Origin of the sequence: Methylobacter sp., assembly GCF_023227905.1 — a bacterium.
GTDB lineage: Bacteria > Pseudomonadota > Gammaproteobacteria > Methylococcales > Methylomonadaceae > Methylobacter_A.
In genome coordinates this window covers 21,985-42,759 of record NZ_JALOCF010000007.1, presented here as the reverse complement: position 1 = coordinate 42,759, position 20,775 = coordinate 21,985, and the positions used below count along the sequence as shown (strand labels likewise).

22 protein-coding genes are annotated in these 20,775 nt (G+C 46.5%); 1 reads left to right on the top strand and 21 read right to left on the bottom strand.

From position 1 onward, the window contains the following. Positions 1–231: 231 nt before the first annotated feature. The 19 genes from M0R47_RS04645 to M0R47_RS04555 all read right to left on the bottom strand — a co-directional run bounded on the left by M0R47_RS04645 (position 232) and on the right by M0R47_RS04555 (position 16,405). A complete protein-coding gene (locus M0R47_RS04645; RefSeq protein WP_292550970.1) occupies positions 232–1,005 on the bottom strand; it encodes a TatD family hydrolase in 774 nt (257 codons plus the stop codon). A gap of 108 nt (positions 1,006–1,113) precedes the next feature. Beyond that, a complete protein-coding gene (locus M0R47_RS04640; protein ID WP_292550967.1) occupies positions 1,114–1,464 on the bottom strand; it encodes a PilZ domain-containing protein in 351 nt (116 codons plus the stop codon). Positions 1,465–1,466: 2 nt separating this feature from the next. Beyond that, positions 1,467–2,474, bottom strand: coding sequence for a DNA polymerase III subunit delta' (locus M0R47_RS04635; RefSeq protein WP_292550964.1), 1,008 nt, complete (start codon positions 2,472–2,474; stop codon positions 1,467–1,469). Beyond that, positions 2,471–3,142: a dTMP kinase gene (tmk, locus tag M0R47_RS04630; RefSeq protein ID WP_292550961.1), complete on the bottom strand. Its 672-nt coding sequence runs from the start codon at positions 3,140–3,142 to the stop codon at positions 2,471–2,473. Before tmk ends, M0R47_RS04635 begins: the two co-directional genes overlap by 4 nt. Beyond that, positions 3,139–4,137, bottom strand: coding sequence for an endolytic transglycosylase MltG (mltG, locus tag M0R47_RS04625; RefSeq protein WP_292550958.1), 999 nt, complete (start codon positions 4,135–4,137; stop codon positions 3,139–3,141). Before mltG ends, tmk begins: the two co-directional genes overlap by 4 nt. A 35-nt stretch (positions 4,138–4,172) precedes the next feature. Next, positions 4,173–5,033, bottom strand: a complete 861-nt coding sequence (gene pabC, locus M0R47_RS04620) for an aminodeoxychorismate lyase (RefSeq protein ID WP_292550956.1) — start codon at positions 5,031–5,033, stop codon at positions 4,173–4,175. 48 nt (positions 5,034–5,081) lie between these two features. Further along, positions 5,082–6,326, bottom strand: a complete 1,245-nt coding sequence (fabF, locus tag M0R47_RS04615) for a beta-ketoacyl-ACP synthase II (protein WP_292550954.1) — start codon at positions 6,324–6,326, stop codon at positions 5,082–5,084. A 285-nt stretch (positions 6,327–6,611) separates the two neighbouring features. Next, a complete protein-coding gene (acpP, locus tag M0R47_RS04610; protein ID WP_006890004.1) occupies positions 6,612–6,842 on the bottom strand; it encodes an acyl carrier protein in 231 nt (76 codons plus the stop codon). Between the two features lie 189 nt (positions 6,843–7,031). Continuing rightward, entirely contained in the window at positions 7,032–7,760 is a 729-nt protein-coding gene (gene fabG / locus M0R47_RS04605; protein WP_292550951.1) for a 3-oxoacyl-ACP reductase FabG, read from the bottom strand. Continuing rightward, positions 7,753–8,703 carry an ACP S-malonyltransferase gene (gene fabD / locus M0R47_RS04600; RefSeq protein WP_292550948.1) on the bottom strand — a complete coding sequence of 317 codons (951 nt, stop codon included), beginning with the start codon at positions 8,701–8,703 and terminating at the stop codon, positions 7,753–7,755. The genes fabG and fabD overlap by 8 nt, the downstream gene beginning before the upstream one ends. A 12-nt stretch (positions 8,704–8,715) precedes the next feature. Beyond that, a complete protein-coding gene (locus M0R47_RS04595) occupies positions 8,716–9,684 on the bottom strand; it encodes a beta-ketoacyl-ACP synthase III (RefSeq protein ID WP_292550945.1) in 969 nt (322 codons plus the stop codon). After that, positions 9,681–10,709: a phosphate acyltransferase PlsX gene (plsX, locus tag M0R47_RS04590; RefSeq protein WP_292550943.1), complete on the bottom strand. Its 1,029-nt coding sequence runs from the start codon at positions 10,707–10,709 to the stop codon at positions 9,681–9,683. Before plsX ends, M0R47_RS04595 begins: the two co-directional genes overlap by 4 nt. A gap of 96 nt (positions 10,710–10,805) precedes the next feature. Next, a complete protein-coding gene (gene rpmF / locus M0R47_RS04585) occupies positions 10,806–10,988 on the bottom strand; it encodes a 50S ribosomal protein L32 (RefSeq protein WP_006889999.1) in 183 nt (60 codons plus the stop codon). Next, a complete protein-coding gene (locus M0R47_RS04580) occupies positions 10,988–11,515 on the bottom strand; it encodes a YceD family protein (RefSeq protein ID WP_292550940.1) in 528 nt (175 codons plus the stop codon). Before M0R47_RS04580 ends, rpmF begins: the two co-directional genes overlap by 1 nt. Before the next feature lie 123 nt (positions 11,516–11,638). Beyond that, positions 11,639–12,145, bottom strand: coding sequence for a TPM domain-containing protein (locus M0R47_RS04575; protein WP_292550937.1), 507 nt, complete (start codon positions 12,143–12,145; stop codon positions 11,639–11,641). Further along, on the bottom strand, positions 12,139–12,993 hold the full coding sequence (locus M0R47_RS04570; RefSeq protein WP_292550935.1) for a TPM domain-containing protein: 855 nt from the start codon (positions 12,991–12,993) through the stop codon (positions 12,139–12,141). Before M0R47_RS04570 ends, M0R47_RS04575 begins: the two co-directional genes overlap by 7 nt. Position 12,994: 1 nt before the next feature. Then, positions 12,995–13,600, bottom strand: coding sequence for a LemA family protein (locus tag M0R47_RS04565; RefSeq protein ID WP_292550932.1), 606 nt, complete (start codon positions 13,598–13,600; stop codon positions 12,995–12,997). 109 nt (positions 13,601–13,709) lie between these two features. Next, positions 13,710–15,824 (bottom strand): sodium-translocating pyrophosphatase, encoded by a 2,115-nt coding sequence (locus tag M0R47_RS04560; RefSeq protein ID WP_292550930.1) that lies wholly within the window; start codon positions 15,822–15,824, stop codon positions 13,710–13,712. A 101-nt stretch (positions 15,825–15,925) separates the two neighbouring features. After that, entirely contained in the window at positions 15,926–16,405 is a 480-nt protein-coding gene (locus M0R47_RS04555) for a carbohydrate-binding protein (RefSeq protein ID WP_292550928.1), read from the bottom strand. A gap of 404 nt (positions 16,406–16,809) precedes the next feature. Here M0R47_RS04555 and M0R47_RS04550 point away from each other — a divergent pair, with 404 nt between their 5' ends. After that, positions 16,810–17,814: a cytochrome-c peroxidase gene (locus M0R47_RS04550; RefSeq protein WP_292550926.1), complete on the top strand. Its 1,005-nt coding sequence runs from the start codon at positions 16,810–16,812 to the stop codon at positions 17,812–17,814. 67 nt (positions 17,815–17,881) lie between these two features. On the opposite strand, the gene M0R47_RS04545 is transcribed toward M0R47_RS04550, so the two are convergent. Together M0R47_RS04545 and ppx are read right to left on the bottom strand one after the other, a co-directional pair. Next, positions 17,882–19,207: a hypothetical protein gene (locus M0R47_RS04545; RefSeq protein WP_292550923.1), complete on the bottom strand. Its 1,326-nt coding sequence runs from the start codon at positions 19,205–19,207 to the stop codon at positions 17,882–17,884. 8 nt (positions 19,208–19,215) lie between these two features. Further along, the gene (ppx, locus tag M0R47_RS04540) at positions 19,216–20,715 is read right to left on the bottom strand and encodes an exopolyphosphatase (RefSeq protein ID WP_292550921.1); all 1,500 of its coding nucleotides are present in this window, start codon (positions 20,713–20,715) and stop codon (positions 19,216–19,218) included. Positions 20,716–20,775: the final 60 nt, after the last annotated feature.

The following is a 20,775-nucleotide window of genomic DNA, read 5'->3' as shown; positions in this document are numbered from 1 at the left end:
AATTGTCTGCCCAGGTAACTTTTAATTGAGAGGCGGAGCACTGCCCTGCTTGATGGATACACGGTTTTCTCGCCTCACACTATTGCCACATTCAAATTAGCGTAAATCTATACATGCACAAGCAAATCATTGACGCCAAATCAAAATGACAAATACCTATTGCTTCAATACAGGATTACAAGTAAAGCTTGGCCTATAACGTTGCCCCTCAGAGCAAGCAATCGTCTAACACTAAGAAATCTTGAATAATCGACAGAAATTTTCAGTCGATGACTCTGCGACTTTGTTCATTGTCGTTCCACGCAACTCCGCCAGCTTTTCTGCAACATAGCGCACGTAAGTAGGATAATTAGGCTTGCCGCGGAAAGGCACCGGGGCCAGATAAGGCGAATCGGTCTCGATAAGAAAACGGTCGACCGGTACTTTTTTAGCGACTTCCTGAATTTCCTTAGCGCTGTTAAATGTCACTATGCCGGAGAAAGAAATATAAAAATTCAAATCCAGGGCTTTTTGGGCAAACTCCCAGTCTTCGGTAAAGCAATGGATAATTCCCCCTACTTCATCAGCACCTTCTTCTTCCAGAATACGCAGTGTGTCATGCTTGGCTTCACGAGTATGGATAATCAACGGTTTTTTCAACACTTTTGCGGCGTTAATATGATTCCTGAAACGCTGGTGTTGCCAGGCTAGATCGCCCTCGCTACGGAAATAATCCAGCCCGGTTTCACCTATGCCGATAACTTTGTCGGCTTGACCAAGAATAATAAGCTCTTCGATACCTGGGTCCTGACCATCCTGAACATTAGGATGCACGCCCACGGTCACGGATATTTCCGGATAAGGAGAGACCAACTCCAGCATTGCCGGATAAGATTCCAAATCTATCGCAATACATAACATACGTTCAATTTGGCTATTTGCCGCTTCACGCATGAAACAGGCAAAATCGTTTTGGTAGGGTGCCAGATCAATACGATCCAGGTGACAATGGGAATCTATTAACATGAAAGTTTTTATAAAAGCAGGCGAAAGGCACAAGGCTAAGGGCGAAAGAACCGGGCGTCAACGTCGGCCCTTAGCCCTTTGCCCTTTGCCTTTAGCCTTTTATCTTGTTTACATAGTATGCGTTGAACGGTCATTCTCTAAGGAACCGGCTAGATAGTTTTCTATTTTATTGCGCGATACGCCGCCATCCTGGTTGCTAAACTGTACGCCGACACCACTGACCCTTATGCCTTCCGAGCCGGGCGGAGTGATCCAGATGATCTTTCCGGCTATCGGCAAACGTTCGGTTTCATCCATTAAATTGAGCAGCATAAACACTTCCTGCCCCATTTCATATTCACGATTGGTGGGAATAAACAATCCGCCATTGATAACAAAAGGCATATAAGCTGCGTATAAAGCGTTTTTATCTTTAATTGAAAGGGACAATATGCTTTGTCCGGCTCCTGCATCTGCCATGGTCATTGACTCCGGTTAAGTTCGTGCCATTGTATTAGAATTTCTTCAAACAATAATTGCTTGTTTATTTGCGTATCCAGTCGTTGCCGACCTATCAATAATAGATCATACAACTTATAAAGTCCTTTTAATTCTAGCTGCCGGGACAGTTCTTGCAACTGCTCATGCAAGTCGGGGTTATATAAATTTTCGACATCGGAATGATAAAAACATTTAATCAAATCGATAACCCAGGAAGTCATCCAGAATATTAACGGCAATGCCGGTAGCTTGTGCCAGTCTTCAGCCACAATGACCGGAGATTCATGCCGCTTTGCTATTGCCATCCATGTTTTGAAACATTCGTTACGCAATGTTAATGTCCCATCATTAGCGTAATCCAATGCCAGCAAAGGCGCTCCCTGCGCCAAAGAGATATTGCAGTACATTTTCTTGTCCGTTGCCGCATCTGACTGCACAGTCATGGTCAGCCAGTCAGCCACGGTTTGTTTATCCGGTGAGACGATAGCCAGCTTCTGGCAACGGCTGATGATAGTCGCCGGTAATTTGGACGGTTTTTCGGTAATTAATATGATGACGGTGCGTTCGGTCGGCTCTTCAAGACATTTCAAGAACGCATTGGCTGCGGCATTATTCATCTTGTCTGCCGGATTAATGATAACAATGCGATGAGTCTCGAACTGCGGTTTTAAGGTTAATCGGGTAACCAGGCTGCGTATCTGTCCGATAGTGATGCCTTTGCCGGGTTCCTCGGGCTGTACTTGAATAAAGTCCGGATGAGTTTCGGCATTAACCAATAAACAGCTGCTGCACAAACCGCAAGCCATACCATTGCCCTGCGGTGCTGCGCAAAGCAACGCAACGGCGAACTGACCGGCTAACTGCTGCTTGCCCAAGCCTTTGTTGCCAGTGATGAGCAATGCCTGGGGAATGCGCTTTTGCTCGATATAACTGCAAAGATGCCCCCATAAATGTTGTTGCCAAGGCAATAATTGGCTGGGCACGGTCATTTTACGATGACATGTCGGGAAGACGCTGGGCAATTCAAGGCACACAAACCGAGTGATGTACGCATGACATCTGCAATGGCTCTTTGCACATCGATTAGCGGTTGATTGGCTTTGATTAGTTTGATGCGCTCGGGGTTTAATTCGGCCTGCAATAAGTAAGCTCGCCGAACGTTTTCAAAAAAGCTGATTTTTTCCAATTCAAAACGGTCAAGCGCTCCGCGTTCTCTGACCCGCGCAATGCCTATCTCCACCGGTGCATCCAACAGAAAAGTTAAATCAGGCCTTAATGTGCCTTGCACCAGATCTTCCAGCAGTTTGATAGTGCTGATTTTCATGCCTCGGCCGCCGCCCTGGTAAGCATATGTGGCGTCGGTAAATCGATCGCAAAGCACCCATTTCCCTTGTGCCAAAGCCGGCTCAATGACGTGTTTGATATGCTGGGCTCTTGCCGCAAACATCATCAATAACTCGGCCTGTTCCGAAATGGCCTCGCTTTTCTTGTCCAGCAATAATTGACGTATTTTTTCGGCAAGTTGGGTACCGCCCGGTTCGCGCGTAACAACGACAGAAATATTGTGCTGCTCTAAGTAGTCTTTTATAAACGCCAGATTGGTAGTCTTGCCGACACCTTCAACGCCTTCCAGTGTAATAAATTTCCCTCTAATCATTTCTTGTTCCTTTGAAATTTATCAACGGCCGTCATATGGTCCTTTAAGTTCACCGAAAATTCATGCGTTCCATCACCACGGGCTACAAAATAAAGACTGTCTCCCTTATCGGGATGCAAGACGGCATAAAGTGCATCGCGTCCCGGCATGGCGATCGGTGTTGGCGGCAAGCCACTGATAATATAAGTGTTATAGGGTGTGTCCGCGGTTAAATCTTGGGTTCTGATATCGCCGTGATAACTTTCACCCATACCGTAAATGACGGTAGGATCGGTTTGCAACAGCATATTTTGTTCCAGCCTTCGGATAAATACGCCGGCGATGATGGGTCTTTCGGCGGCAGCTCCGGTTTCTTTTTCTACAATGGAAGCAAGAATCAGAGCTTCATAAGGCGTCTTAAACGGCAGTCCTTCGGCTTTATTAAGCCACTCCTGCTGCAATACCTGCTGCATTTTTTCGTAGGCTCTTTTTAATAAAGACACATCGGACGTATGCTTCTCAAAGAAATAGGTATCAGGAAAAAACAAACCTTCGGGCGACTGCATGTCGGACTTGAACTTGATCATTAAACTGGCAAAATCGACACCATTTAACGTGTGCTCTAGATTGGGGTTTTTCTCAATCTCATGCAATATTTCTTTAAAGCTCCAGCCTTCCGGAAAAGTAATAGTATGCTGCTTGGTTTTTCCCTGAACGAATAACGCCAATATTTGGGGTATAGTTATGCCGGAAGTTAACTCGTACTCCCCTGTTTTAATTTTTTTAAAAGCATTGTCTTGAAAGGCGATAACCTTAAACCAGAAGGGTGTAATATCAAGCTGTTGAGCTGCAAGCTTATCGCTAATAAGATCAAGCGAATCGCCTTTTTCAATTTCTATATAAACAGTTTTATCGGTCAGCGCCGGATGATGTAACGCTTTTTGATAATCCATCCACAACCAACCGCTTGCAAAACTTAACACCAACAAGGTAAAGCCAATGATTTTATTGTTCATTAGTAAGAGCCTCAATAGCCGCTCCCTGCATTGCTTTACTTCCAGCATTCCACCTCCATGGAATCGTCACTGATCAACTTGTCCAGCTGGATTTGAATATTTCTGGTTGCCGGGCCAACCGAAAAACGCGTAGTTTCGATTTGATTGACGGGCCAGATGCCAATAATTGAATTACAAACGAATACTTCATCAGCCGATAATAACTCATCTTTCGTAAATTCATGTTCAACTACCGAAAAACCACGATCAACTGATATCTTCATTATAATGCCGCGCATAATGCCGGCAACACCTGACTGAGCCAGTATTGCCGTATGAAGACTGTTATTTTTAACGTAGAACAGATTAGTCATTGTTCCTTCAATAACGTGGCCGTTGACGTCGAGCATAAGCCCTTCCTGAATGGAAGAGTCCTTCCATTCAGCTCTAGCCAGAACCTGTTCAAGCCGATTCAGATGCTTGATACCTGCTAAGGCAGGGTTCAAGCCTAAACGAGTTGCGCAAATACGAACGACTATACCCTGCTGCCGATATACTTCCGGATAGTCAGGATAGGAATGAAGACTTAATATGCGAGTTGGATGAATGACATCGGGTTGGCGATAACCTCGCCCGCCCGAGCCACGCGTGATTATAATTTTAAGCACTGCCCGTAAAGGGTGCGTGCCGCCAACCGACAGACGACAAAGCTCTCCAGCTTCAAAGCGCAATACCTCTATATCTGGAAAAGGGATGTAAAGTCGCTGACAACCGGCATTCAGCCGTTGCAAATGGCGTTCGAGAAAAACAGCTTGCCCGTCTCTAATTTCAATGGTTTCAAAGAGTCCGTCGCCGTATTGAAAACCGCGATCAGATATTTCGATATGCTCCTTGCTTTCACCATTGATGAGAATCATTTTTTTGATTCATAGCTTTCAGTTTTTGCGAGAATTACTGAAAACTAATTACTCATACCGTTTAAAAATTAACGAACCATTAGTACCGCCAAAGCCAAAGGAATTGGACATTGCTACATCAATTTTCATGTTTCTCGCAGTATTCGGAACAAAGTCCAGATCACATTCCGGGTCTTGATTTTCCAGATTGATGGTCGGCGGAGCAATTTGATTTTTGATGCTTAATGCGGTCAGTACGGCTTCAATGCCACCGGCTGCACCTAATAAATGACCGATCATCGACTTTGTCGAACTGACGGCAACTTTATAGGCATGGTCGCCCAATGCGGCTTTCATCGCTTGAGTTTCGCCCACATCGCCGGCCGGTGTTGACGTGCCATGCGCATTGATGTAATCGACAGCATCGGCATTCAGTCCGGCATCACGCAAGGCATTTTTCATGCAACGTGCAGCGCCTTCGCCACCGGGTGAAGGTGTAGTCATGTGATAAGCGTCACCGCTCATACCAAAGCCTACCAATTCAGCGTAAATTTTTGCGCCTCGCGCTTTGGCATGTTCCAGTTCTTCAAGAACCACAACACCTGCGCCATCGCTGAGCACAAAGCCGTCACGGTCTTTGTCCCAAGGGCGGCTGGCGGCTTGCGGATCATCGTTGCGGCGGGACAAGGCTTTTGCCGAAGCAAAACCGCCCATTGCTGTCGGTGAGGTTGTGCAACGTTCCGCACCGCCCGCAATCATTACATCAGCATCGCCGTATTTAATTAAACGCGCAGCATCGCCGATGTTATGCGTACCTGTGGAACAAGCCGTAACAATGGCGTAATTCGGGCCTTTTAATCCATATTTGATCGAAAGGTTGCCTGAAATCATGTTGATAATGTTACCGGGAACAAAAAACGGCGAGATACGGCGTGGACCGCTTTTATCATAGAGTGCATAGCATTCTTCAATACCGGTAATTCCGCCTATACCAGACCCGATAGCAACACCAATACGCTCGGCATTAGCTTCGGTTACTTCAATACCTGAATCTTCAATCGCCTGACACCCCGCTGCGATGCCGTAATGGATAAATCCATCCATGCGTTTGGCATCTTTTTCCGGAATATATTGGCTAATATCAAAATTTCTTATAACGCCGCCAAAAGTGGTGGCAAAAGGAGAAATATCGAAGGAATCAATTGGGCTTATGCCGCTTTTGCCATTAATAATACCATCCCATGTTTCTGAGACCGTGTTAGCTAAAGGCGTGATTGCGCCTAATCCAGTTATTACAACTCGACGTTTGCTCAATGTGATTTACCGTAAGAAAAATAAAGGAGGGAATAAAGAATTAGTCATATAGGCCGAAAGTGCGCCGTCATAAGACACCGAAGCACTAAGTGTGGGTTACGCTTACGTTTGGCAATTACTCTGTGCTTTCTGCATACATGCAGTCGTCGACAATTGCTCCTGCATCGCCTAGAGCGCCTGCTTTTGGTGCTCCCTGTGCTCTACCTCCTCCATCCGTGGAGCCGTACCTTCTGCGTCCATGCAGCCCGTAACCCAACCTACAAGTTCATAAACTAAGATTAGTTTTTAAGCGTTTTTTACTACGTAATCGATAGCTTGCTGAACAGTTGTAATTTTTTCAGCTTCATCGTCTGGAATTTCGCATTCGAATTCTTCTTCAAGAGCCATGACGAGTTCAACTGTATCAAGAGAATCAGCACCAAGATCATCTACAAATGAAGCATCAGTAGCGATATCTTCTTTAACACCCAATTGTTCTGCAACAATCTTTTTTACTCGTTCTTCAATGTTACTCATATTTATTGTCCTCAAACAATGTAAGTTTCCCGGCGTCTAATCCAAGACCTACAATAGTATTGTTATTAATTTTATTTGAAATCCCGTCTCCGGAAATTCCAGACGGCGGGGAGAATTATACTTTATATTGCAAGAATATCACAATATAAAGGCATGAACATTACTGATACCGACTATAGGCAACACCTCTTACGGCATGAACATGCCACCATTAACATGAATATTTTCACCAGTGATATAAGCTGCGCCGTCGGATGCCAAAAATGAAACCGTATGAGCGATCTCTTCCGCTTTACCCAAACGGGACAGGGGAATAGATGTCAGCAAGGTATTTTTAATATCATCACTCAACTCTTTAGTCATATCAGTATCAATAAATCCAGGCGACACAGTATTGATAGTGATATTCCTTGACCCCACTTCTTTGGCCATAGACTTAGCAAACCCAACCATTCCGGCCTTTGCTGCGGCGTAATTTGCCTGTCCTGCATTACCTGTCGAGCCCACTACAGATGAAATATTAATAATACGACCTGTTTTGGCTTTCATCATGCCGCGCAGCACCGCCTTGCTCATGCGATATACCGAAGTCAGGTTGGTGCTGATAATATCATCCCACTCATCGTCCTTCATGCGCATCAACAAATTGTCACGAGTGATGCCTGCATTGTTGACCAGCACAGCTGGAGCCCCAAACTCGTCATTAACAATTTTCACGACTTCTTCAATAGATTCAGGGTTAGCGACATCAAGCTTTAGGCCCTTGCCATGCTCACCCAGATAGGAGGAGATTGAATCGGCGCCGTTATCAGTGGTAGCAGTACCGATAACAAAAAAACCATCCTGAGCCAATCTTTCTGCGATTGCCCGACCGATGCCACGACTGGCACCCGTTACTAAAGCTACTTGTTTATCCATTGAGTTGCTCCAATACCTTATTTAATGTTTCCGGATCATAAATAGACATATGCTCTGCATCCTTAGCGATGCGTTTGTTCAGCCCGATTAACACCTTGCCCGGACCGCATTCAACAAAACTGGTAACGCCCTGGTCATGCATGAATTTAATGCTATCAGCCCAGCGCACCGGCTTATAGAGCTGCTCTTTTAATGCATTACGGATGACTTCAGGTGCGCTGTGTGACGCAACATCTACATTATGGATCAGCGTTGCTTTTGGCGTATCAATCACAGTGTATTGCAATTGCTCATCCAGTTTTTGGGATGCCGATTCCATTAATTCACAATGCGAAGGAACGCTAACAGGTAAAAGCACGGCGCGCTTAGCACCTGCTTCTTTCGCGGCAAGCATTGCCCTTTCAACCGCGGCAACGTTACCGGCAATAACCACCTGCCCCGGCGAATTAAAGTTGACCGCCGAAACGATCTCACCCTCAGCCGCGTTCGCGCAAACCTGAACAACCTGATGATCCTCAAGACCCAGAATTGCCGCCATTGCGCCGACACCTGGAGGCACAGCTTCCTGCATCAATCTCCCTCTTGCCGCAACCAGCTTTATGCCGTCTTCAAACGACAAGGCATCCGAACAAACCAAGGCTGTATATTCACCTAAACTATGGCCAGCCATCCATGCAGGGCGAATGTTACTGTGTTTGCACCATAGCTGCCAAACAGCCACACCGGCGGCCAGCATTGCAGGCTGCGTATTATGTGTTTGATTAAGCTCTTCCTCCGGGCCTTCTGCGACAATAGCCCACAAGTCCTTGCCTAACGCATCGGATGCCCGTTCAAAAGTATGCTTCACCTCGGGATAACTGGCAGCCAAATCATTTAGCATGCCGACAGATTGCGATCCCTGGCCTGGAAAAACAAAAGCTAAGTTATAAATTTGGTTATTCATTTCAATATGCTTTTAATATTTAATTAACGCAGAACCCCAAGTGAACCCCGCCCCAAACGCTTCAAGCAAAATAATTTGCCCGCGCTGAATGCGACCGTCCCGAATCCCTTCATTGAGGGCAAGCAGCACGGATGCAGATGAGGTATTGCCCTGATTTTCAAGGGTCAAAATGACATGATCCATGGACATTTTTAATTTTTTTGCTGTCGCCGCGATAATTCTTGTATTCGCCTGATGAGGAACCAACCAATCAACATGAGACTGCTGCATGTCATTTGCCGCCAAAGTTTCGTCGACTATACGCCCCAGCGTATTGACAGCCACCTTGAACACTTCGTTGCCGCGCATACTGATGTAGCCGGGTTCGTGCTTATTGGCTTCAGTAGCCGCCTGAGGATTTGGGCAATAAAGTAGATCTTCATATTCACCGTCAGAATGAATATGCGTCGATAAAATACCGGCTTCATCCGATACGCCCAGCAATACCGCGCCAGCACCATCCCCAAATAAGATACAGGTTCCCCGATCAGTCCAGTCAACAACGCGTGAACAGATTTCAGTCCCCACAACCAGAACCTTCTTGGCTGCACCCGATTTGATATACTGATCGGCAATGCTCAAGGCAAAAATCGAACCTGAACAGGCAGCCTGCACGTCAAAAGCGACGCAATTTTTAATACCCAAGCGCTGCTGCAACAAACAACCTGTACTTGGATAAACACGATCCGGCGTACCGGTCGCAACAATAATTAAGTCAATTTCTTCGGCATCACAAGCGGCAGCTTCTATAGCTTGTCTTGCGGCAATCTCGGCCATGCTTGAGGCCGTTTCGTCTGCTCCCGCAATGCGACGGCTTTTGATGCCGGTGCGCTCAAAAATCCAGCTATCGGAAGTGTCAACAGTTTGTGATATTTGTTCATTGGTAAGAACTTTCTCCGGCAGATAGCCGCCGGTACCGATTACTCTTGAATAACGAATCATGCATTCTCTCTCAGAGCCAAAGTCTTTTCGACTTGTTCGCTTATTTTTCTTATAACGTCTTTTTTTACTTCAATTTCAGCAAGATGAATCGCCGTTTTAAACGCCAGTATATCAGCTCCTCCGTGGCTTTTAATAACCAGGCCGCGTAATCCTAAAAAGCTGGCCCCGTTATACAAGCGCGGGTCGATACGTTTTTTAAATGATTTGAGCACCGGATAGGCCAAAAGCCCCGCCAATTTGGTGATACTATTTTTACCAAAGGCTTCTTTTAATGCGGTTCCAATCATTTTTGCCGCACCTTCAATGGATTTGAGCGCGACATTACCGACAAAACCATCGGCAACAATCAAATCAACATCGATATGACCCGCATTTAAAGAATCGCCTTCCACGTAGCCTATGTAGTTTAACGATGAATTTTCCAGTAATTTTGCCGCAGCTTTAACCTGCTCATTACCTTTCACATCTTCTTCGCCAATATTTAATAAACCCACCTTGGGATTATCAATATTTTCAACCGCTTTAACCAGCTCGGCACCCATCACTGCAAATTGAAAAAGATGCTCCGCAGAGCAATCCACATTAGCGCCTAGATCAAGCGCATGCGTATGTCCATTAATGGACGGCAATGTGGAAATGATGGCTGGCCGATCAATTCCGGGAATCATTTTAAGCACAAAGCGGGCAGTAGCCATTAAAGCTCCGGTATTGCCGGCACTAACACAAGCATCTGCCCGTCCGCCATGGACCAGGTTGATAGCAACCCGCATTGACGAATCTTTTTTATTTTTTAATGCCTTGGATGGCGACTCATCCATTTCGACACACTGGGATGCGTGCTGAATGGTAAGTCTGTCTTGGTAATCAATTAATGCTTGGGCTAACTGCGGTTTCAGAACCGCTTCATCGCCCACTAAGATCAGTTTTAAGTCTGGATTGCTCTTTAGACAATCCAACGATGCCGGAATGGTGACTTCAGGACCGAAATCCCCGCCCATTGCATCAATCGAAATTGTTAGGCTCACGCTTACGGATGACTCCTGAGTTATTATAAAAAAGCCGAACCTGACCTAATTTGATCAACTTCGGCATATCATGATGCTGCAAGGTGGAAAGATTTATTAATCTTCGTCGCCGTTGCTTACGATTTGACGACCTTTAAAGAAGCCATCAGGAGTAACATGATGGCGAATGTGAGTTTCACCTGTCATCGGATCTTGAGACAAAGTTCTACCGGTTAACGCGTCATGCGAACGACGTTGACCACGTCTTGAACGCGATACTTTACTTTTTTGTACGGCCATTATAAATCTCCAGTGTTTTTAAGTTTGGCTAAAATGGAAAAAGGATTTTCAGGGGGCGATTGCTGCTCATCTGTCAAAGAACCCGCTTTATTGACATATGAATTATTGGCGAGACAATCGTGCTGATGCTTGGGGAATGCAGGCAAAACAAGCAGTAATTCGTCTTCAATAATGTTCTTTAGAAGGATTTTTTCATCATCAACCAACAACGGTTCATAATCCTCGGGCAATCTGTCTGCTTGATCTATTGAGGTAACAATACCTAACTTGACAGTATTTTTGACAGGCCATTGCACTGCTTGCAAGCAGCTTTGGCATTTAAGCTCCAAAACCGCCTCTATTTGCCCTTCAACTTTGGCCAACCTTCCTTCCCGGCCAAAAAAAAGATCCACAGTTACAACTCCTGTATCGTTAAACAGCACATCGGCCAAACGATCCAAGCTACTTACAGGTATTTGCCCCTTCAATTCACCGCGCTTATCAGCTAGGTGCAAAGGGTCTATATATTCAGGTAATCGAGCTAACATAACCGCGCAATGGTATATGGAAACAACAAATTCGTCAAATCCTAAATACCTGTCCTGCATGAATAAACCGAACTAAAAGCCCGTGACTTCATTAGCAATTGACAAGCACGCTGATTAATTAAATCAACGTTTAACGATAATTGGCTTATTGGAAAGCTCATTAGGATTATCTGCGCCAGGCGGAAAATGAATAGCCAGCAATGTTGTGATACGCTCGATGCCTTGCAGCGACCCGCTCAGAAAATCACCGTGCAGAAACTCTTTCTGCATAGCTTCTGCAATGGCATTCCACTCAACTTGCTCCACACGCTTGGCAATACCTCGATCCGCGACAATATGGACTTCATGATCTGCCAGCAACAGATAAATCAAAACGCCGCTGTTTTGCTCGGTATCCCAGACCTGCAAATTCGAAAACACCTCTATCGCACGCTGCCTAGCCGAAACACCTCGCCAAACCTGGCTTAATGCAAGCGCATTTTCAACAGCAAAACGAAGCTCGGCACTGTGCCGATGCTCGGAGTCCTTTACTGCTGTTTCAATGTCCGCAAGTGCCGCTTTGGGAAACAGCATGCGCCAACGCCACGGCGGCATAAAAGCATGACGAAACCAACGTTTAATATTTACCATGATCCTGATGCGCCTCCTCCGCCAAAGCGGCCACCGCCACCGCCCCATGAACCGCCGCCACTACTGCCGCCAAAGCCGCCACCGCTAGACCAACCGCGTCCGCCTGTCGAACGAACTCCAACGATAAAAAAAACCATTAACCCGACAAATAGCGCTGCCGAAAAAGCCAACCCTAAAACCAACGCTGCCACCAAGCCAGTGCCCAATCCCGCCAGCATGCCGCCCATGACCCGCCCCATCATGACTGACAAAGCAAAACCTGCAATCAAGCCGCCAACCAAAATGAACATAAAGGATCCCTCGCCCAGATTCTCACCCGAATTTTCAGACGGTGCCGGCAAAGGTTCGCCTTCAATCAGCTTCATTAGCTGCGTAACTCCCGCATCAATACCACCCGCGAAATCATCCTGCTGAAAACGCGGCGTAATGGTCTCCGCTATCACTCTTTTAGCAACTGCATCGGGAATGACGCCCTCCAGGCCATAACCCACTTCAAGACGCATTTTTCGATCATCTTTTGCCACAATCAGAATAACGCCGTCATCGACCCCCTTGCGACCTATTTGCCACAAATCGGCAACCTCTATGCCAAACTCAGCTATATCTTTAGGTTGCGTAGTCGGGACGATCAATACTGCGATCTGGCTACCTTTTTGGGCTTCGAACGCTGCCAACTTATTTTCCAAAGAGTTGACCTGTTCTGCGTTGAGCGTGCCGGTAAGATCAGTGACGCGACGAGATAACTCGGGCACACCGACCATCGCCCAAGTCTCCATGCAAAATAACAGCAGGAAAAACCCGAGTCCGTAACGGGCACGAGGAAATATCGTAGACAACGTTCTCAACATTTTATTGTCCGCCAACCGGTGCAGGCACTCCAAAGTCAACTGTAGGCGGCTTTGAAATAGCTTGCTCATTTTCTACGGTAAAGCTCGGCTTGGCTTTGTGGCCGAACATCATCGCCGTAAGGTTGGTAGGAAAAGATCGCACGGTAACATTGTATTCCTTGACCGCAGCAATAAAGCGATTGCGCGCCACGGTAATACGGTTTTCCGTACCCTCCAGCTGCGCTTGCAAGTCACGGAACAATCCATCAGCTTTCAATTGCGGATAGTTTTCCGCCACTGCCAGCAGCCGCGAGATTGCACTGGTCATTTGCCCTTGAGCGGCAATAAATTTTTGGAACGCCTGCTCATCATCAACCAATTCCGGTGTAGCCTGAATCGATCCGACCTTGGCGCGAGCCTCAGTAACTTCGGTCAGCACATCCTTTTCGTGAGCCGCATAACCCTTTACCACATTCACCAGATTAGGCACCAGATCAGCGCGGCGCTGATACTGGTTTAGCACCTCCGCCCATGCCGCTTTAACGTTCTCGTCGCCGGACTGCAGCGTGTTATAACCGCAACCGGATAAAAAAGTCATCATGCACAAAACGATCAGTCTTTTAAACATATCAACCTCACAGATTAGATTCCAAACTTAAAGCAGCTTTGCACCCGAGCATGCCCCATTTGCCTAATAACACAACCCGGCAAATGGTACATCCTAATAGATGCGCATATTAAAAACCAAACCACCCCGAACCAAAGGAAGTGGCAAAAACAAGACTGACGATGGACATCAGGTTAATCAAAATATTTAAAGACGGGCCGCTGGTATCTTTAAAGGGATCACCTACAGTATCGCCCACCACGGCAGCTTTGTGGCAATCGGAACCCTTGCCGCCATATTGCCCTGTTTCAATCCATTTTTTCGCATTGTCCCATGCGCCGCCCGCATTAGCCATCATCACCGCCAGCAGAAAGCCCGATGACATGGCGCCGACCAACATACCCGCAAGGGCTTCTTTACCCAAAATATTCCCCACAACCAGCGGCACAATAACTGCTAATGCACCGGGCAATACCATTTCACGCAAAGCACTTTCTGTGCAGATGCCGACACAAGTTTCGTAGTCAGGCTGCCCCGTGCCGTCCATCAAGCCGGGAATTTCGTGAAACTGACGACGTACCTCAATGACAATCTTATGAGCCGCCCTGCCCACCGCCCTCATAGTTAACGCAGAAAACAGATACGGCATCATCGCACCAATCAAGATACCCGGCAGCAGGGTTGCTCCCAAAATATTCAAACTATAAATCTTTGCAGCCGTCACATAAGCAGCCAACAAAGCCAGCGCCGTCAGTACCGCCGAGCCAATAGCAAAGCCTTTGCCGGTAGCGGCGGTGGTATTGCCCAAGCTGTCCAGCGCATCGGTACGATGACGCACTTCACTGGGCAGATGACTCATTTCAGCAATGCCGCCTGCATTATCGGCTACCGGACCGTAAGCATCAGTCGCCAACGTCACACCTAAAGTACTTAACATACCCACAGCCGCTAAAGCTACTGCATAGAGACCGGCAGCCATAGTACCATCGGCTGCATAGCCCAGTCCGATGCTCAGCAAGATAACAGTCGCGACAATCAATACAGGAAAAACGGTACTTATCATACCGACTGCCAAGCCTTGGATAATGGTAGTTGCCGCGCCCGTTTGCGTAGCACGAGCAATGGCTTGCGTGGGTTTTTCAGTGTATGCCGTGTAATACTCAGTCACATAAGCAATGGCGTTGCCCGCTATCAAGCCGGTCAAAATAACCAGCCAATAATTAAAGCTGATCCCTGAAATCAGTACGGCAATCAAAGAAAGCCCTAATATTAGCATCGACGCCCCCCAGACAGAATGGCGTAGCGCCGCCAATAAGTCATCCAGACTGGCATTTTCGTCGATTGTTATTCTGTATTGTTCTATAAAGCGGGCGATTTTGGATTCGCTGCTGCTCGACTGTTTTTTCTGTTTGCCAATGACTATATAAATACCAAAAAGACTGGCAACTATACCAACAGCGGCAATCAAGAAAGGCAATCCGATAAATGCCGACGACTTTGCACCCAATGCGGCGCCCAACGTTGCGGTAGCAATAATCGAACCGCTATAGCTTTCAAATAAATCCGCGCCCATGCCCGCGACATCGCCCACATTATCGCCTACATTATCGGCAATGACGGCGGGATTGCGTGGATCGTCTTCGGGGATACCTTGTTCGACCTTACCCACCAAATCAGCCCCGACATCAGCGGCTTTGGTGTAAATACCGCCACCGACTCTTGCAAACAGCGCAATACTGCTAGCGCCAAAACCAAAGCCGGCAATGTCGGCCAATTGGCTCGGACTGCCGTTAAATATCAAAAACAATACCGTCATACCGATAAGACTAAAGCTAACCACAGCCATGCCCATAATAGAACCGCTGCCAAAAGCAACGCGCAATCCTTCATGCAAACTGCGCCCAGCCGCCGCCGCAGTTCGAACGTTGGCCCGAACCGCCACATACATCCCCAGGCAGCCAGCGCTTGCAGACGCACTCGCACCCACCACAAAACAAAACGCGGTCTGCCATTGTAAAAGCACGGAAATAAGGGTAGCGACAATGACTACAAAAATCGCGATGACACGATACTCGCGCGACAAAAAGGCCGCCGATCCTTTTTGAATAGCCTTTGCAATGGCTTGCATAGCCTCATTGCCTTGATCATAGCTAAGAACGCGTCGCAGCTCCAAAAGCACGAATACGCCTCCTACAATACCCATCAACAATGCAATAACAACTGACGCAGATACTGGAAACATCATAACTACCTCTTTAGTTGATTTAGCTATAACCCCACACGGTCTTTTATTATTTGTTTAGCCATCGCATGCAATTGACATCCGCACCTGATTAAAATCGGCATTTACGCAAGACGCAACTGTTTAAGCCGGGCGCAAGCTTGACTACCGCTGATGTCTGGAATTATTTTTAATTCCAGCACCTTTAACTGATCAAGCCTGACCTCATAATTCTCAATTTCGCGGGTCGTGTCAGGCGGACTAAAATGATATTGCTGCCGTAAAATTTCCCGATAAGTGCTGTCATTTTCCATCAACCAAAGCAGGACAAACTCTTGGGTGCGCGACTGTTGTGGCTCATCGAATATCAAATAAATGCGTTCGATAGTGCGAGGCTGGTCAAAAACAAGACGGATCGTTTGTTCACCGGAAGTTGCGGCCTGCCATCCGGCATCCTGATCCGCCGTCAATAACAAGGCGGACTCAACAGGGTGCTCCCGGCACTCCGAGGTAAACTCTACTTGGGCAAGATGTTCTATATCTAAAAAATTCAGATCGGAAGAGGGGGTATTTTCAGCGGCCTGATTGATCATTATTTTGCGCATTATTAATCACCTGGTGCAGTGTAGCGTTCGTAGTGAAAAAAGCGTCAAACAGGAACAAAGCAAAAGAACAGTGTCTTTTCACGTAGCGATATGACGCGGTAGGCTGTCCATCTCCTCTGCATAAAGTATCAAACGAGGATTAAGAAACAGTGTAAACCACTGTAGCAATGAAAGATAAATATTTATCAACGAATACAGTGAGCTTGTTGCAAAGACATGCTCAACCTGTATTTCTGTTGAGGATGCAGTATAAGCATCCCTAGTCATAAACCCGCACAAGGAAATTTGGTTGTACCTTATCCGCCGCATATCTTACAATTCTATTAGATGTGCACTAAGGTTACCGGGCTCGCAACGGTTCCCCTCACATTAACAACATTAAAAATAAAATTGGAGAGTGTGGTATGTTTAAAATTCGTTCACTGGTTACCGCGTTAGCGTTAGCAAGTTCAATTTCGGTCGCTTCGGCTTGGGAGACTTTGCCAACCAAGGCCGATGCGCCTGCTGATAATCCAACGACTGCAGCTAAAGTCGAGCTAGGTCAAATGCTTTATCATGATCCGCGTTTATCTTCTACCGGTACGGTTTCTTGTTCTTCTTGTCATAACACCATGCTGGGCGGCGAAGACAATAGAGCAACTGCGATGGGCGTTAACGGTCAAACGGGTGGACGTAGCGCACCGACAGTTTGGAATGCCGCATTTAATAAAGTCCAGTTTTGGGACGGCAGAGCAGCAAGCCTGGAAGACCAGGCAGCAGGTCCTGTAACCAATCCAATTGAAATGGGCATGAAAAATTGGGATGAAGTCGTCGCGCGTTTGCAATCGATTGAAGGTTATAAAGAACCATTTGAAAAAGCTTTCGGCAAAGATGGAATCTCTAAAGACACTGCGACTAAAGCCATCGCAGCTTACGAAAGAACTCTAATTACACCTAATAGCCCTTATGACCGTTATGTTTCCGGCAACAAATCGGCTTTAACAGACCAACAAGTTCGCGGTATGGAAAAGGTTGCGGAATTAGGTTGCACCAATTGCCACAGCGGTCCGGCATTTAACGGCCCCGGTATGTTCCAGAAATTTCCTGTCATTCCTAATGGCTACTGGGAAGCGCAACATCACTTCGGCAAAGATAAAGGCTTAGCGGAAGTCAGCAAAAATCAGGCCGATGAACATTTGTGGAAAGTACCGACTTTACGCAACATCGCTTTGACCGCGCCTTACTTCCACAACGGCTCAGTTAAAACACTGGATAAAGCGGTTACTTTGATGGCCAAGTTGCAATTAGGCAAAGATCTATCTAAAGAAGAAGTTGCCGATATTGTGGCATTTTTGAACGGTTTGACTGGCGAGTTTCCTAAACAGACAATGCCGACTCTGCCTGGCACAGTGGATTCTACTTTTAACTAAGCTTGACTCAGGAATAGCCTAACCGTTATTCCTGCCATTAAATTAAGGGAGCTTTTTAGCTCCCTTTTTATTGTGCGTTGTAAATGGGCGCCGCTGATATGCGGGCATCTATCTGCTTTAATATATCCTGGTAAACAGGACTGTTTACGGACTCAAAGCGCTGTTTAAAATCTGCCTCATTCATGTGTTCGGGAAGATCTCTGGGGTCCGGCATAAAATCGCTGTAATCTTTTATCTCGGACATGGCTTTTTGCATTTTACGTGCATTTTCCGGCGACGATGTCGCCATTTCTCCAAAGCGTGTACCGGCTTTATCGGCAGCCAAATCGATAAAACTGAAACCGCTGCCGCCCTGCGCGTCGCTTAATTCCTTTTCTTCGCCGGCGATTTGCGCCGCCTGTTTGTTTACCGAGGCAGTTAGCGCGGCTGAACCTATAAAATGTTGGGCCAAATCGATGCGCTTGTATAAAAAAGCGGAGTATTGTTGCCCCGTCGCAGGCATAGAATCAGGCACAGACAGCAGTTTTTTGGTTTCTTTTTTATTGACGTAGTCATTAATCGCAGAAATAACCACCCTATTTTCATCTATGGCATTTTCCAATGTAGAGCGTTGGTAGGCCAGCTCAAACAATGGACGCAACAAGTCCGCCAGCGATAAGCGCCACGCGGCATCATGTTTGGCAACGATGTCGGCGAGTTTTTGCTGATATATGTTAAGCGTCGAATTGTCGCCCGTGTGAGTCAGGAAGTTTCGCGCCTGGATCAACGTATCCTTGTTCGGATAGTAGGTAATGGTGAGCTTTTCCGCGTCGATTTTAACTGCCTTAATAGGTCGGGTTGCCAGAATGAAATACTCATTCAACGATGAATGCTGAATAACAGTGTCAATAACAAAGGCGGCCAATTTTGCCGGTAACAGTAATTTTCCGGCTTTAAATTTGGTTATGACCGGAAGCTCATTGCCTTCGACATTGCCTAACCTGAAGCTGACGTTTAAATACTTGCCCACCTTGTTTGCAGGCAAAGTCATGGTGACTTTAAATCGCAGCTCGTTATGCTTAAATTCCAAATCCACTGCGCTTTTGCTATAACGATTTAACAAATAATTGCCGGCAAGATTAAGATCGGCGACGGTTAACTCAATAATACCAACCTCATCAGGTTTGGTTTTAGCCCCTTCATGCAGAATTTTTTTCGCCCTGACCAGGTCATCACGAGTGGGCGACCATCCCACCTCTAGCTCAGGCTTGTCGCCAACACCAAAAAAAACCAGCATCATGCATAAAATTAATAATCCTCCAACACAATACAACAACATGCGTAAGCCTGCGTTGAGTAACGCTACGGTATGCCGAGAACAACGCATGGTGTAGTTGCTGAAAAAAGTTTTCATGAGACTGTTTAAGAGAACTCCAGTTTGAATCCCGCCGATTTTAAATAAGTTGCTTCCTGGATTAAATCGGCATGAGTCAGCGGCGCCTGAGCCAACCAATGGTCTGGAAACTGCAAGCGGACCTTTGATTTTGTTAACGATATTTTAAAATCAGGTTTGTCATGCTCCTGCCGATTGCGGTGCAACAATACTGACAAGCGCAAAATAATGGTCACAACGAGCGCATCAATATTCCACGGAGATGGTAACTCTTTAAACAGGGAACGGGATATCTTGCGTCGGTGCGATTTTACAATGGTTGACAATAAGACCTGATCCTGTTTGGAAAAACCTGAAAAATCGCCATTCTCAATGATATAAGCACTGTGCTTATGGTACTGACTGTGGGCGATATCCTGGCCGATCTCGTGCAGGTCTGCCGCCCAGTTTAAAAATTGCACGACATATTCGCGGTTAGGTCCGCAAAAATCATCGCCCAATTGATCCAGGATATAGCTAATCGTCCGCTTAACGCGTAAAACGTGCTCTTTATCGATGTGATAGCGGTCGGCCAATACATGCACGGTTGCCGAACGAATATCATGATCGTATAGCCGTCCCAGTAAATCCTGAATCAGGCCTTCTCTAAGCGCCCCATCGGAAACGGTCATTTGCTCAATACCTAAACTTTTGAAAGTAGCATAAACGATAGCTACGCCGCCCACAAATACCGGAAGACGCTCAGGATCGAGTTCCGGCAAGTTAAGCTCATCAATATGGTTGCACTGGTTAATATGGGCGACCAGATGCTCCAGGCCTTCCATGGTGATACCGTTATTGCTCCAGTTTTTGGCCTGAAGAACCTTATCAATGGCTTTTAAACTGCCTGATGCACCGATGGCTTCGTCCCAGTTCTTACGCTGAAATTGTTTCTGAATCGGTTCAAGTTGTTGTTCCGCGAACAAGGTCGCTTGAGTGAAGGCATCTCTGGACAGTTTACCGTTTTCAAAAAAGGCGTTACTGACCACTACGCAGCCCATGGGCGTACTTTCCTTTACCCTGGGCGTGTCGCCTGAACCTATGATGTATTCGGTGCTGCCCCCACCTATGTCCATAACCAACCGTAAATTGGCGTTACTGCCCAAGCTGTGCGCAACGCCCTGATAAATCAAACGGGCTTCTTCTATTCCCGAAATGATGTGGATAGGATGGTTTAGCGCTTTTTCAGCTTTCTCTAAAAACTGCTGTGAGTTTTTAGCTTGGCGCAAGGTACTGGTGCCAACAACGCGGACGCTTTCCGGCGGAAAGTGGCGAATTCTTTGGCCAAACCGTTCAAGGCAGCCTAAAGCCCGTTCCTGGGTATCGGTATCAAGATAATTTTTTTTGTCCAGGCCGGAAGCAAGCCTTACCATTTCCTTGAGGCGATCGAGAGTTTGCAAATTACCGTTAGTCAAACTACAAACAATCATATGAAAACTGTTGGACCCCAAGTCTACAGCAGCAACGGTTTCGGGAGGTTTCTTCGGCACGAGTTATCCAGTTTTGTCTATGAAGCATGGTAATATCTGATAAAATCACACGATTTTAAC

Coding starts and splice junctions, on each gene's coding strand:
- M0R47_RS04645 (WP_292550970.1), bottom strand. CDS start 1,005: ATGTTAATAGATTCCCATTGTCACCTGGATCGTATTGATCTGGCACCC.
- M0R47_RS04640 (WP_292550967.1), bottom strand. CDS start 1,464: ATGGCAGATGCAGGAGCCGGACAAAGCATATTGTCCCTTTCAATTAAA.
- M0R47_RS04635 (WP_292550964.1), bottom strand. CDS start 2,474: ATGACCGTGCCCAGCCAATTATTGCCTTGGCAACAACATTTATGGGGG.
- tmk (WP_292550961.1), bottom strand. CDS start 3,142: ATGATTAGAGGGAAATTTATTACACTGGAAGGCGTTGAAGGTGTCGGC.
- mltG (WP_292550958.1), bottom strand. CDS start 4,137: ATGAACAATAAAATCATTGGCTTTACCTTGTTGGTGTTAAGTTTTGCA.
- pabC (WP_292550956.1), bottom strand. CDS start 5,033: ATGATTCTCATCAATGGTGAAAGCAAGGAGCATATCGAAATATCTGAT.
- acpP (WP_006890004.1), bottom strand. CDS start 6,842: ATGAGTAACATTGAAGAACGAGTAAAAAAGATTGTTGCAGAACAATTG.
- fabG (WP_292550951.1), bottom strand. CDS start 7,760: ATGGATAAACAAGTAGCTTTAGTAACGGGTGCCAGTCGTGGCATCGGT.
- fabD (WP_292550948.1), bottom strand. CDS start 8,703: ATGAATAACCAAATTTATAACTTAGCTTTTGTTTTTCCAGGCCAGGGA.
- M0R47_RS04595 (WP_292550945.1), bottom strand. CDS start 9,684: ATGATTCGTTATTCAAGAGTAATCGGTACCGGCGGCTATCTGCCGGAG.
- rpmF (WP_006889999.1), bottom strand. CDS start 10,988: ATGGCCGTACAAAAAAGTAAAGTATCGCGTTCAAGACGTGGTCAACGT.
- M0R47_RS04580 (WP_292550940.1), bottom strand. CDS start 11,515: ATGTTAGCTCGATTACCTGAATATATAGACCCTTTGCACCTAGCTGAT.
- M0R47_RS04575 (WP_292550937.1), bottom strand. CDS start 12,145: ATGGTAAATATTAAACGTTGGTTTCGTCATGCTTTTATGCCGCCGTGG.
- M0R47_RS04570 (WP_292550935.1), bottom strand. CDS start 12,993: ATGTTGAGAACGTTGTCTACGATATTTCCTCGTGCCCGTTACGGACTC.
- M0R47_RS04565 (WP_292550932.1), bottom strand. CDS start 13,600: ATGTTTAAAAGACTGATCGTTTTGTGCATGATGACTTTTTTATCCGGT.
- M0R47_RS04560 (WP_292550930.1), bottom strand. CDS start 15,824: ATGATGTTTCCAGTATCTGCGTCAGTTGTTATTGCATTGTTGATGGGT.
- M0R47_RS04555 (WP_292550928.1), bottom strand. CDS start 16,405: ATGCGCAAAATAATGATCAATCAGGCCGCTGAAAATACCCCCTCTTCC.
- M0R47_RS04550 (WP_292550926.1), top strand. CDS start 16,810: ATGTTTAAAATTCGTTCACTGGTTACCGCGTTAGCGTTAGCAAGTTCA.
- M0R47_RS04545 (WP_292550923.1), bottom strand. CDS start 19,207: ATGAAAACTTTTTTCAGCAACTACACCATGCGTTGTTCTCGGCATACC.